This is a genomic window from Campylobacter sp. BCW_6877 (genome assembly GCF_001762445.1).
Lineage (GTDB): Bacteria > Campylobacterota > Campylobacteria > Campylobacterales > Campylobacteraceae > Campylobacter_D > Campylobacter_D jejuni.
The window spans coordinates 224,632-238,133 of sequence record NZ_MJWW01000059.1 but is presented as its reverse complement, the minus strand read 5'-3'; the positions used below and the strand labels follow the sequence as shown (position 1 = coordinate 238,133).

Below are 13,502 nucleotides of genomic sequence, written 5' to 3'. Positions count from 1 at the left end.
ATAATCTTCCCCTAAAAATTAAAGTAATATATTATTAAAGTATTATTTTAATTTATGACTTCAAAAAATTTTTAGTAAAAGGGGTAAATTTATGGTGAAAAATGGATTATTATTAACTATTTTTCTAAGTATTATCGGTGTTTTGGGTGCCATTTTTATTCATATTTATATTGGAGCGATAATTTTTATTTTAATCGCTGTTTTAATGATTTATTTGCTTAGACAACACAAAGATGAGCAAATGATGATAGATAAACTTTTGGTTCTTTGTAGAGAGTTAAAAGAAGGAAATTTTGACAATAGAATGATATATGTAAAAACAAAAAGCAAAAAATTAGCCGAAATAGCAGATAATCTTAACAATACTATTGATGGACTAGAAGCCTACTTAAGGGAAATTAATACTTCTATTTCTTGTTCTCAAAAAGGTGAATTTTATCGCAAAGCTTTGCCTGAAGGTTTAAAAGGAATTTTTGCTCATAATATCGAATTTATAAATAAAGCTTTAGCAAATATAGAAGTGACAGCAAGATCCACTTTTAAAAATGCTTTATCAAGAACTTTAATGGATTTAAGCCTTGGAAATCAAAATAAAGATATGTCTCAAATTTCTAGCTCATTAAATCAAGATATTAGCATGATGAAAAATGTATATGATACAGTTGATGCTATTACTCATACAGCTACAGAAAATGGCTCAGAGGTGGATTCTTTGCAAAGTGCTATGGGTTCTTTAATGGATGTTGTAAATTCGAGCAAGGAAACAGTACAAACTTTTGTAGCTAATTCCCAAAATATTACTTCAGTGGTTGAAGTAATACGCGATATAGCTGATCAAACTAATCTTCTAGCTTTAAATGCTGCTATTGAAGCTGCACGTGCAGGAGAACATGGTAGGGGCTTTGCGGTTGTGGCTGATGAAGTTAGAAAGTTAGCAGAAAGAACTCAAAGATCTACAAGCGAAATTTCCATTGCAATTCAGACTATGCAACAGGATTTTGTAAATATCCAAAGTGGCAGCGATCAAGTTTTTAACATTGTTAGCGAATCTGAAGAAAGAATTAATAAATTTTCTCAAGCTTTTAAACGTCTAGAAGAAAATAGTAGTGCTCTTGGTGTTAATTTTGGATCCTTTGCAAAGAGATTGATTTTGTCTGTGGTTAAAATCGATCATATTCTTTATAAATCAAATATATATTTAAATTTAAATGGGGCTCAAAATTTCAATCTTGAAAGTGTAGATCCAATTTCTAATCTTTGTCAAGATGAGAGAGCTCAAGGTGTTATTAATGAACTTAGTTCTGAAACTGAGTTAAATTTAGCTAAAGAATTTATAAAAGATAATGCTAAAAAAGCAATAGAAGAATCAAGTCAAGATTATATCGATCAAAAAGCTTATGATGCGATTGTAAATGATATTAAATCACTAGAGCAAAGAAGTGCTGAAATCTTAGCAAAATTAAAAATATAAATTAAGAGGGTGGGAAAATGTCAAGAGAAATTTTTTTACAAGAAGATAGTTTAATTACTTCTAAAACAGATTTAAAAGGTAAAATAGTTTATGCAAATGATGATTTTTTAAAGTATGCAGGTTATACCATGGGTGAAGTTTTAAATAAACCTCATAATATAGTAAGACATGAAGAGATGCCAAAAACTGTTTTTAAATATTTATGGGATTATATGAGAGAGGGTAAGGAAATTTTTGCTTACGTAAAAAACAAAACTAAAGATAACAATTACTACTGGGTTTTTGCAAATGTAACTCCATCAATAGACATTAATAATAATATCATAGGCTATTATTCCGTTCGTCGTATGCCAAATAAAAGCGCTATTTCTACAATAGAAAGCCTTTATAGTGATCTTTTAAGAGTAGAACAGCAACAAGGTTTAAATAAAGGTGTTGAGATGCTTAAAAATTTCTGCAAAGATGCAGATAAAACTTATAATGAGTTAATTTTCTCTCTCCAAGAAGCTAAATAAATTTTTGTTAGACTTAAAACGAGTTTGTTTTAAGTCTAAATATTATATAATCTTTCTTTTAAAAATTCACATTTTTCAAGGCAAAATATGTTTGATGTCATTGTTATAGGTGGTGGACATGCGGGTGTTGAAGCAAGTGCTGCTGCTGCTAGAATGGGTAAAAAAACCTTACTTTTAACTACATTGATTGAGCAAATAGGAGCAGCAAGCTGTAATCCAGCTATAGGTGGGCTTGCTAAAGGGCATTTGGTAAAAGAACTTGATGCCATGGGTGGTCTTATGGGTGAAATCACTGATGAAGCGGGAATACAATTTCGCATTTTAAATGAAAGTAAGGGTGTAGCCGTTCAAGGAAGTAGGGCGCAAATTGATATGGATAAATACCGTATCATTGCACGTAATAAACTTTTAAAACTTCCAAATTTAGAAATTTCTCAAGAACAAGCGAATGCTTTAATCGTAGAAAATGATGAGGTTAAAGGCGTAAAAACAAATTTAGAAAATACATATTTTGCCAAAAAAGTGATACTTACAACAGGGACTTTTTTAAATGGACTCATTCATATAGGCGAAAATAAACTTCAAGCAGGAAGGGTAGGGGAGCTTGCTTCGGTAAATTTAGGCAATTATCTACAAACTTTGGGTTTAAAAATGGGGCGTTTAAAAACAGGAACTTGCCCAAGAGTAGATGCAAAAAGTATTGATTTTAGCGCACTTGAAATCCAAGATGGCGATGTAAATCCTAAAGCTTTTAGTTTTCGTTCAAGAAATTTTAATCCTACTCAACTTCCTTGTTATATCGCACGCACTAATACAACTACACATGAGGTTATTAAGAATAATTTTTATCGTGCCCCACTTTTTACAGGACAGATTGAAGGCGTGGGGCCAAGGTATTGTCCTTCTATAGAAGATAAGATCAATCGTTTTAGCGACAAAGAAAGTCATCATCTTTTTATAGAGCCTCAAACTATCGATGCAACGGAGTATTATATCAATGGTTTTTCTACTTCTTTGCCCTATGAAGTGCAAATTCAAATGCTGCGTTCTATAAAGGGTTTTGAAAATGCTAAAATAACCCGTTTTGGTTATGCTATAGAATATGACTATATAGAGCCAACTGAACTTAAGCATACTTTAGAACTTAAAAAGATTAAAAATCTTTATTGTGCAGGACAGATTAATGGAACTACAGGTTATGAAGAGGCTGCAGCACAAGGCTTTATGGCAGGAATCAATGCAAGTTTAAGCATAGATATGAAAGAGCCTTTGATTTTAAGGCGTGATGAAGCTTATATAGGAGTTTTAATTGATGATTTGGTAGTAAAAGGTACAAAAGAACCTTATAGAATGTTTACTTCAAGAGCGGAATTTAGACTGCTTTTAAGGGAAGAAAATGCTATACTTAGACTCGGAAAATATGGCTATGATTTAGGGCTTTTAAGTGAGCAAGATTTTACTTATATACAAAATATCGCAAACAATCTTCAAAAAGGACTTGAATTTTTACTTTCTAAAGAATTCACACCTAATAACCAAAATAATGCTTTTTTAGAGAGTTTAGGAGAAGATAAAATTTCTTCTATAGTCAATCTTCAAAAAATTGTCGCAAGAGCAAGTTTTGATATAGAAAAATTAAAAAAACTTGATCCTATGTTTGAAACTATGGATCATTACTCCTTAAGAGAGATTTTAAATGAGGCAAAGTATTATCATTACATTAGTATGCAAAAAGCTCAAGTAGAAAAAATGAAAAATCTTAGCGAGCTTAAAATTCCTGAAAATTTTGATTTTAAAAGTGTAAGCGGTTTGAGTAATGAAGTTGTAGAAAAGCTTAATCATCATAAACCTCCAACTATTTTTGCTGCAAGTCAAATCAGTGGAATCACTCCTGCGGCGTTGGATATTTTGCAAATTTATATCAAAATGCAAAAGAAAAAAGCTTAAATGCTTGCTTTTTTTATTTTTTTATCTACTTTAATTTTACTTTTTTGGCGTCCATGGAATTTACCTATTTGGGTATTTTCTAGCTTGGGAGCTTTTTTTGTTTTTATTTTTCAATTGGTAGATTTTACAGACGCTTATTTTGTTTTTTCTTTGGTTTGGGATAGTTCTTTAACTTTGGTTGGGTTGATTATCCTTTCTTTTAGCTTGGAAGCTTTGGGATTTTTTGATTTTATTGCGAGTAAAATTTTGCATTTTTCTAGAGAGAAAAATCAAGAAAAAATTTATATTAGCACAAAAAAATTGATGTTATTTTTGTTGATTTTTGTCTTTTTTCTTTCTGCATTTTTTGCTAACGATGGAGCGATTTTAATCATTACACCTATTATTATAGCTTTATTTTCAACTCTTAAAGATTGTAAAAATCATGTTTTTATTTTAAGTTCTTTTTTGCTTAGTCTTTCTTTTTTATGTGATGCAAGTTCAAACGCTTTGGTTATTTCAAATTTAACCAATATTATTACAGCAAATTATTTTAAGATAGAATTTTTAGAATTTGCTAAAAATATGTTTTTGCCAAATTTTTTTGTTTTGCTTTCTACTATAGTTATGGTTTTTATGCTTTATGGGAGAGTTTTGCCTAAAAGGCTTGAATTTAAATTAGTCAAAAAAGAGCAAATTTCATTGAAATTGTTTTTTCTTTGCATAGTATTTTTACTTCTTTTTGTGATCAGTTTTTTTATAGGTGAAATTTTTGATATTAAAATAAGTTTTTTTGCTTTGCTTTGGGCGGGAATTTTTTGGCTTATTGTTTTAAAAATTCAAGGTAAAAAAAGTGTTAAAATTCTTTTTGAAGCACCTTATGGAGTTTTGCTTTTTAGTTTTGGGCTTTATATGGTGGTTTTTGCTTTACATAAAATAGGCGTGAGCGAAATTTTGGTTAAAAGCTATGCTTTTTTGATGCAAGATAAGAGTGGAATTTTTGGTGTGGCTTTGATTTCGGCTTTTGGATCTTCTGTGTTTAATAATTTGCCTATGGTTTTAATCGGCGATTTGGCATTAAAAGAATATTTTGAAAGTTTTTCTTTTGATTCCTTGATGATTTATGCGCATCTTTTGGGGGTAAACATAGGCCCAAAACTTACGCCAATAGGTTCTTTGGCAACTTTGCTTTGGCTTGGAGTTTTGGCTAGAAAAGGCATTAATATTTCTTTTTGGCAATATTCTAAATTTGGCTTTTTGATAACTTTACCTGTGCTTGTTTTTTCTCTTTTTGCTCTTATTGTCTAAATATCAAAATTTGTTAAACAAAGAAAAAATTTATTTTAATTTCGATAAACTTTTAACTTGGTTAAAAAATAAAATCGAAAGGACAAGTTATGGCTACATCTGAGAGTAGACGAAGCTTTATGGGCTTTGCATTTGGAAGCGTAGCTGCTGTAGGCGGTGTTTTCTCGCTTGTTGCGATGAAAAAAACTTGGGATCCACTTCCAAGTGTCAAAGCTGCAGGTTTTACTACAGTAGATTTATCAGGAATGCAAGATGGAGAGCTTAGAACTATAGAATGGCGTAAAAAGCCTATTTTTATATTAAAAAAAGATGCGAGTATGCCAAAAGATGAAAAACGTGATGTTGTGGTAGATAACGCAGCTTATACTGTGGTTATAGGACTTTGTACGCATTTGGGTTGTATACCTGCTTACCAACCAAGCGAGCAATTGTTTAAATGTGCCTGTCATGGTGGAGAATTTGACACAAGTGGAAAAAATGTCTTTGGACCTCCTCCAAAGCCTCTTGAAATTCCTCCTTTTAAGATCGATGGAACCAAACTTGTTTTAGGCGAAGAGGGTCCTGAATATAAAAAAATGATAGCGGAGGCTTAAGATGGCACAAATTAGAAAAGCTAATGGTCTTGTAGATTGGCTTGATCAAAGACTTGCAGTGCATAAACTACTTGATGTTTTAATGGTAAAGTATTGGATACCAAAGCAAATTAACTTTCTTTGGGCAATGGGGGTTATTTTAACCACTCTTTTTGCAGTGCTTTTTGTTACAGGACTTTTACTTGTAATGTATTATAAACCAGATACTGCACTTGCTTTTGATAGTGTGAATAAGACTATTATGCAAGAGGTGGATTATGGATGGCTTTGGCGTCACATGCATGGTGTTGCCGCTTCTGTTGTATTTTTGATTATATACATACATATGTTAACAGGAATTTATTACGGTTCTTATAAGAAAGGTCGTGAAATGATTTGGGTTAGCGGTATGCTTTTGTTTGTTGTATTTTCTGCTGAAGCTTTTAGTGGCTATATGCTTCCTTGGGGACAAATGAGTTATTGGGCAGCTCAAGTAATCACTAATCTTTTTGGAGGGATACCATTTATTGGCCCTGAACTTGTGATTTGGATTCGTGGAGATTATGCGGTTTCTGATCCAACTTTAACAAGATTTTTTATGCTTCATGTGTGCTTGCTTCCTATAGTTATCATTGCTATTATAGCATTTCACTTCTATTCTTTAAGAATTCCTCATGTTAATAATGAAATTTCTGAAGAACTTGACTTTGACTTAGAGGCTGAAAAGTACATGGCAGGTGACACAAAGGGTTCTAAAGTGATTCCTTTTTGGCCAGGATTTTTATCAAAAGATTTTATGTATATAAGCTTTTTTATGATTTTCTTCTTTTATTTAGTCTGTTTTAAATTTGAATTTGCAATGGATCCAATTAATTTTGATCCGGCTAATGCGCTTAAAACACCAGCTCATATTTATCCTGAGTGGTATTTCTTATGGAGTTATGAAGTTTTAAGAGGATTTTTCTTTGATATTGCAGGTATTAAAGCTTTTGATATAGGTTTGGCTGCATTTGGTATTGCTCAAGTGATTTTCTTCTTGCTTCCTTGGCTTGATAGAAGTGATGTTGTAAAACCAGCTCATGAAAGACCTTTATTTTTCATTTGGTTTTGGATATTGCTTATTGATTTAATTGTTTTAACAGTTTATGGAAAATTACCTCCAACAGGTGTAAATGCTTGGGTAGGATTTTACGCTTCTATAGTATTTTTACTTTTACTTATTGTAGTTTTACCGGTTATTACTATTATGGAGAGAAAAGGAGCTAAACAATGAGAGAAATAAAAATATTTTTAGTTGTAGTAGTTTTTACTGCGCTTGTATATTGGGGGGTAGAGCCTTATGCTCATTCAGTGATGAAACCTCATGTTGCTCCTGCAAATTTTGATTTTGCTGTTGAAGATACTACTTTTGCAAAAGGTATAGTTGAAGCTAAAGAATTAGCTCTAAAAGATGCACAAGCTTCAGGAGATGCTAAAAGAATAGAGAGTGCAAACAAAGAACTTGAAAAAGCAAAAGAAGAATTAAGTAAAGTTGAAACACTTTGGGCAGATGTTGCAAAGATCGATTTTGCTAAGGGTGATGCAAAAAAAGGTAAAGAATTTTTTGAAAATAACTGTTTTGCATGTCATGGTCTAAAAGAAGATGGAATAACAGCTAATATTACTGATTCTTCTATGGGAGTAATACCACCTGATCTTAGTGCAGCTGGTGCTATTTTTGATGAAAAATTTTTAGCAGCTTTGATTATGCATCCTGCGCTTGCTTTAAAAGTAGATCATAAATTTGGTGATGCTTTTATTATGACAGCTTACAATAAAGATAATTCAGGAGAAAGTGAAGAAGCTACAAATGCAAATATAGCCAATGTAATTGCTTATCTTAAAGATGTGAGTGTTAAATTTGAAGCCAATGAAGATGCTACTATTAAGAAAGATGTTGAGGCAAAATATGCTAAAATGGAAAATAGTGCTCAAAAAGTGGCTTTAATGGAAAAAGATATAAAATTTGCTAAAGATAAAGCAACTTTTATTGAGGCTTGCGGACGTTGTCATGATATGAAATACGATAGCTTTTTTACTCCATCAAATCAAAATGATTTAAAAACTTATTTAGGTTCTGTTCCGCCTGATCTTTCTATGATGATAAGATCTCGTGGTGAGCAATATTTACATGATTTTATTAATAACACTCAAAAACTTCTTCCAGGAACCGCTATGCCAAGAGTAGGTTTAACAGAAGCTGCACAGGCTAAGGTTGTATCTTATATTGATCAAGTAGGTGATAGCAAGAAAGAAGAAAGAAAAACTACAGGAATTTATGTAATGATATTCTTTGTAATTTTAAGTATTTTTGCTATAGGTTGGAAGCGCTCTGTTTGGTCTAAATTACATTAATATTACATTTTTTGCCATTATTTAATGATAATGGCAAAAATCTTATTTTTTCTTCATTTTTATTAATTTTTAAACCTAATTAAGAGATACTATCAAATAATAATTCTTATTAATTGGAGTATGTCATGCTTGAAAAACAAATGATTAAATTTATTCTTTCAAAATGGAATTATGGAAATTTTAGAATTGTATTTTGGGATCAAGAAGAATTTCATGTGGGTAATCAGTCTGCTAAATTTTCTTTAATTTTCAAAGAAAAAATACCTTTTTTAAAATTATTTAGTGATACGAGTTTAGTTTTTGCAAAACATTATATGGAGTCTAAACTAGAAATAGAAGGTGATTATGATGAAATAGCTAAAGTTTTGTATTATTTTTCAAATAAGCGTTTTTTAAAAAATACAGAGGATATCTTGAGTAAAATAGCCCAAAAACAGGAAAGTAAAAATATTAAAAGTCATTATGATATAGGTAATGATTTTTATAAGCTTTGGCTTGATGATACTATGAGCTATTCTTGCGCTTATTTTAAAGAGCCTAATAATACTCTTTATGAAGCTCAAATTAACAAAATAGAACATACTCTTAAAAAACTTGATTTAAAAGAAGGAGAAAAGCTTTTAGATATAGGTTGTGGCTGGGGTTGGCTTTCTATTATGGCGGCTCAAAAGTATGGAGTTAGAGTTGTTGGAATTACTATTTCAGAGGAGCAGTGTAAAAAAGCCAAGGAAAGAGTAAAAGAACTTGATCTTGAAGATAAAATAGAAATAAGACTTCAAAATTATCAAGATTTAGAATTTGAAAATTATTTTGATAAAGTTGTTTCTGTGGGTATGTTTGAACATGTAGGCAAAGAGAATTTAGGACTTTATTTTATGAAAGTAAAACAAGTTTTAAAACCTGGAGGTTCTATGCTTTTACATTCTATTTTAGCCATGTTTGAAGGAAAAACAAATGCTTGGATAGATAAATATATTTTTCCAGGAGGATATTTGCCTTCTTTAAGAGAGGTTGTAAGTGCTATGAGTGAATGGGATTTTCATCTTCTTCTAGCAGAAAGTTTAAGAATGCACTATGCAAAAACTTTAGATTTATGGGATGAAAATTTTAATAAAGTATTGGACAAGGTAAGGGAAAAATATGATGAAGAATTTATAAGAATGTGGGATTTATACCTTCGTTCTTGCGCCTCTGCTTTTCGTGTTGGAAGCGTGGATTTGTTCCAATTTTTAATCACAAAGGAAATTAATAATAATTTAAGTCTCACTAAAGAATACATATATAAGTAAAAACTAAACTTAAATTTGATAGAATCCTAGCTTCATTTCACACACATCAATCCTTTTTAGCTTGTGTAAATTAAGGGATGTGGAGGAATAAAGCTAAATTTATAAGGAGAAACTCATGGTTAGTATGAGAGATTTATTAGAATGTGGTGTGCATTTTGGACATCAAACAAGACGCTGGAATCCAAAGATGAAAAAATTCATTTTTGGCGAGAGAAAAGGTATTTATGTAATTGATTTACAAAAAACTTTAAGATATTTTAGATATACCTATAATATCGTTCGTGATGCTGCCGCTGAAGGAAAAACTATACTTTTTGTTGGAACAAAAAAACAAGCAGGTGGAGCGATTAAAGAATACGCTGAAAAATGCGGTATGCCTTATGTAAATCATAGATGGCTTGGCGGTATGATGACAAATTTTGGTACTATTCGCCAATCAATTAGAAAATTAGAAGTAATTGAAAAAATGGAAGAAGATGGAAGTATTAAGCTTTTAACTAAAAAAGAAGCTTTAATGCTTACAAGAAAAAAAGAAAAATTATTAGCTTATTTAGGTGGAATTCGTTATATGAAAACTCAACCTGATATGATTTTTGTTGTTGACACAGTAAAAGAAAAAATTGCTGTTCAAGAAGCAAATAGATTAAGAATTCCTGTTGTAGCTCCACTAGATACAAACTGCGATCCTGATTTGGTAACTTATCCTATTCCAGGAAATGATGATGCAATTCGTTCAGTGCAACTTTTCTGTCAAGAAATGGCTGAAGCGATTAATGAGGGAAAAGCTTTAAGAGAACAAGATGGTGAAGCTTTACCAAATAAAGAAAAAGAAATCACTGATGAAGAGAAAAAAGAAGTTTTAGATGAAGCGATGAGCGAAGAAGACTTCGGTGAGGAGCAAGAATAATGGCTGAAATCACTGCTGCAATGGTAAAAGAACTCCGCGAAAGTACAGGTGCGGGGATGATGGATTGTAAAAATGCTTTGAGTGAAACTAATGGAGATTTTGATAAAGCAGTGCAACTTTTAAGAGAAAAAGGTTTAGGCAAGGCTGCTAAAAAAGCAGATAGACTTGCTGCAGAAGGTTTAGTAAGTGTAAAAGTAAGCGATGATTTTACAAGCGCAACTGTAAGTGAGATTAATTCCGAAACAGATTTTGTGGCAAAAAATGATCAGTTTATCGCCTTAACAAAAGATACTACAGCTCATATTCAAAGTAATAGCTTACAAAGTGTGGAAGAACTTCATTCAAGCACAATCAATGGCATAAAATTTGAAGAATATTTAAAAAGTCAAATTGCAACTATAGGAGAAAACTTAGTTGTAAGAAGATTTGCAACTTTAAAAGCAGGTGCTAACGGCGTTGTAAATGGTTATATCCATACAAATGGCCGTGTTGGTGTTGTGATCGCTGCAGCTTGTAATAGCGCTGAAGTGGCTTCAAAATCAAGAGATTTGTTAAGACAAATTTGTATGCATATTGCAGCAATGAGACCAAGTTATTTAAGTTATGAAGATTTGGATATGACTTTTGTTGAAAATGAATACAAAGCTTTGGTTGCTGAACTTGAAAAAGAAAATGAAGAAAGACGCAGACTTAAAGATCCAAATAAACCTGAACATAAAATTCCTCAATTTGCAAGTCGCAAACAATTAAGTGATGCAATTTTAAAAGAAGCTGAAGAAAAAATCAAAGAAGAGCTTAAAGCTCAAGGTAAACCTGAAAAAATTTGGGACAATATTATCCCAGGTAAAATGAATAGCTTTATAGCTGATAATTCTCAACTCGATAGCAAACTTACTTTAATGGGTCAGTTTTATGTAATGGATGATAAAAAAACTGTAGAACAAGTGATCGCTGAAAAAGAAAAAGAATTTGGCGGAAAAATTAAAATTGTTGAATTTATTTGCTTTGAAGTTGGCGAAGGTTTAGAAAAGAAAACTGAAGATTTTGCGGCTGAAGTTGCTGCACAACTTTAAAAACGGTTAAAAATGGAACTCTTAAGAGCGGAAAATTTAAGCCATAGTTTTGATTATCCGCTTTTTGAGGGTTTAAATCTTACTTTAAATACTAAAGATTGCATTGCTATTCAAGGGAGCAGTGGTTGTGGTAAATCTACTCTTTTGCATATACTTTCTTCTTTATTGATTCCAAAAAAAGGTGAAGTTTTTTTTAAAAGTTCTAGTCTTTATCAGATAGATGAAAACGAAAGATTAAACATTCGCCGTTATGATTTTGGTATTATTTTTCAGACACATTATCTTTTTAAAGGTTTTTCAGCTTTAGAAAATATCGAACTTGCTAGTGTTTTATCAGGTCAAGATTTAGATGAGAAAATTTTAAAAAGGTTAGGTATTGATACGCTTTTGTATCAAAAAATAGGAAAGCTTAGCGGCGGACAACAACAGCGTGTGAGTATCGCACGTGTGCTTTGTAAAAAACCAAAGATTATTTTTGCTGATGAAGCAACTGGAAATTTGGATTTTGATAATGCTAAAAATGTTATCGAGCTTTTAATATCCTATGTTAAAGAAAATGATGCAGCTTTATTTTTTGTAACTCACGATAGCAAGCTTGCAAGTTTTTGTGATAAAACTTATACTATAAACGCCAATGGAATTTGTTAATTATTTAGGTGATAAAAATGTTGTAACTTTTATGTTGCTTCTTGCTAGAATGAGTGGTCTTATAGTTTTTTTTCCTTTTTTTTCACATAATTCTATTCCTATGGTGATAAAAAGTACTATAGTTTTATTTTTGACTATGTATTTATATCCTTTGGCTAGATTAGAATCTTTGCATTTAGATAGTTTTTTTGTTTTACAGCTTATTAGTGAAGTGATTTTTGGAATGATAGCAGGATTAATGCTTCAAATTATTTTTGCTATTATTATGATGGCAGGCGAGCAGATTGCTTTTACTATGGGATTTACTATGGCAAGTATATTAGATCCAAGTTCTGGAACGAGTATGCCTATCACATCTCAAATTTTAAATTTGCTTGCTTTGATGTTTTTTCTTGCTTTTGATGGCCATCATTTAATGCTTTTGTTTTTAAGTCATTCTTTGGGTTATATTAGTTTAGGTGGATTTTATCCGCATGAGAATTTAATGCATTATCTAAATATGGGTATGTTTAATATTTTCATCATAGGTTTTACTATGAGCTTTCCCATACTTGGAATTTCACTTTTAGCCGATGTTATTTTTGGACTTTTGATGAAAACAATGCCACAATTTAATCTTTTAGTTATTGGATATCCTATAAAGATAGCTTTAGGCTTTGTAGTTTTGATTGCTATTTTACTAGTTATGATGCAATATTTTAAAAATTTAATTTTAGAACTTTTTACTCATATGCAAACTCTTTTTTTCTCCTAAGGAAAGGATAAATGAAATTATCGTAAAATAGTGATTATTTTTCAAGGATTAAAGTGATGAAAATTTTACTTTTAAATGAAAACCCTGTAGTTTCAAGACTTGTAAGCCTTAGTGCTAAAAAAATGTCTTATGATTTTGAAGAACTTAATGCTTATAGTGAAAATTTGGGTAATTATGATGTGATTGTTGTAGATAGTGATACTCCAGCACCTTTAAAAATTCTTAAAGAAAAATGCGATAGATTGATTTTTTTAGCCCCGCGAAATCAAAATGTAGATATAGATGCACAAATTTTACAAAAACCTTTTTTACCTACAGATTTTTTAAATTTACTTAATAATAAAGATACAAACAAACATACATCTATTGATTTGCCAATATTAAGTAATGATGAAAATCCTTATGCCGATATAAGCTTGGATTTAGATAATTTAGATTTAGATGATTTGCCTGATGAAAATTCTTTAGATATAAATTCAGATGGAATGGAAGATTTGAGTTTTGATGATAATGCGCAAGATGATAATGCAAACGAAACTTTAGAAACTCAAAATTTAGAAGATGAAAATTTAGAACAAGAAGCAACTAAAGAACAGATTCAAGAAGACACTCAAACTGATTTAGATTTAACTTTAGAAGATGGCA

At 31.0% G+C, this 13,502-nt stretch carries 12 protein-coding genes and 1 pseudogene; all 13 read left to right on the top strand.

Going from position 1 to position 13,502, the window contains the following annotated elements:
- Positions 1–91 precede the first annotated feature (91 nt).
- Positions 92–1,471 (top strand): bipartate energy taxis response protein CetA, encoded by a 1,380-nt coding sequence (gene cetA / locus AJ936_RS08475; RefSeq protein ID WP_070210777.1) that lies wholly within the window; start codon positions 92–94, stop codon positions 1,469–1,471.
- Positions 1,472–1,488: 17 nt separating this feature from the next.
- Positions 1,489–1,986: a bipartate energy taxis response protein CetB gene (gene cetB, locus AJ936_RS08470; RefSeq protein ID WP_002861897.1), complete on the top strand. Its 498-nt coding sequence runs from the start codon at positions 1,489–1,491 to the stop codon at positions 1,984–1,986.
- Between the two features lie 87 nt (positions 1,987–2,073).
- Positions 2,074–3,933 (top strand): tRNA uridine-5-carboxymethylaminomethyl(34) synthesis enzyme MnmG, encoded by a 1,860-nt coding sequence (mnmG, locus tag AJ936_RS08465; RefSeq protein ID WP_044779086.1) that lies wholly within the window; start codon positions 2,074–2,076, stop codon positions 3,931–3,933.
- Entirely contained in the window at positions 3,934–5,220 is a 1,287-nt protein-coding gene (locus tag AJ936_RS08460; RefSeq protein WP_044779087.1) for an arsenic transporter, read from the top strand.
- 89 nt (positions 5,221–5,309) lie between these two features.
- Complete coding sequence (gene petA, locus AJ936_RS08455) at positions 5,310–5,813, top strand: ubiquinol-cytochrome c reductase iron-sulfur subunit (RefSeq protein WP_002852880.1); 504 nt, start codon at positions 5,310–5,312, stop codon at positions 5,811–5,813.
- Between the two features lies 1 nt (position 5,814).
- A complete protein-coding gene (locus AJ936_RS08450) occupies positions 5,815–7,065 on the top strand; it encodes a cytochrome bc complex cytochrome b subunit (RefSeq protein WP_002852758.1) in 1,251 nt (416 codons plus the stop codon).
- Complete coding sequence (locus tag AJ936_RS08445; protein ID WP_070210299.1) at positions 7,062–8,186, top strand: cytochrome c1; 1,125 nt, start codon at positions 7,062–7,064, stop codon at positions 8,184–8,186. The genes AJ936_RS08450 and AJ936_RS08445 overlap by 4 nt, the downstream gene beginning before the upstream one ends.
- 125 nt (positions 8,187–8,311) lie before the next feature.
- Positions 8,312–9,475: a cyclopropane-fatty-acyl-phospholipid synthase family protein gene (locus tag AJ936_RS08440; RefSeq protein ID WP_002933865.1), complete on the top strand. Its 1,164-nt coding sequence runs from the start codon at positions 8,312–8,314 to the stop codon at positions 9,473–9,475.
- A 115-nt stretch (positions 9,476–9,590) separates the two neighbouring features.
- The gene (gene rpsB / locus AJ936_RS08435; protein WP_070210298.1) at positions 9,591–10,382 is read left to right on the top strand and encodes a 30S ribosomal protein S2; all 792 of its coding nucleotides are present in this window, start codon (positions 9,591–9,593) and stop codon (positions 10,380–10,382) included.
- Positions 10,382–11,455: a translation elongation factor Ts gene (gene tsf / locus AJ936_RS08430; RefSeq protein ID WP_070210297.1), complete on the top strand. Its 1,074-nt coding sequence runs from the start codon at positions 10,382–10,384 to the stop codon at positions 11,453–11,455. Before rpsB ends, tsf begins: the two co-directional genes overlap by 1 nt.
- Positions 11,456–11,467: 12 nt before the next feature.
- On the top strand, positions 11,468–12,103 hold the full coding sequence (locus tag AJ936_RS08425) for an ABC transporter ATP-binding protein (RefSeq protein ID WP_070210296.1): 636 nt from the start codon (positions 11,468–11,470) through the stop codon (positions 12,101–12,103).
- Positions 12,090–12,857 (top strand): flagellar biosynthetic protein FliR, encoded by a 768-nt coding sequence (gene fliR, locus AJ936_RS08420; RefSeq protein ID WP_002855878.1) that lies wholly within the window; start codon positions 12,090–12,092, stop codon positions 12,855–12,857. The genes AJ936_RS08425 and fliR overlap by 14 nt, the downstream gene beginning before the upstream one ends.
- A 56-nt stretch (positions 12,858–12,913) precedes the next feature.
- Positions 12,914–13,502: pseudogene (locus AJ936_RS10630) on the top strand (highly acidic protein); the annotation flags it as partial.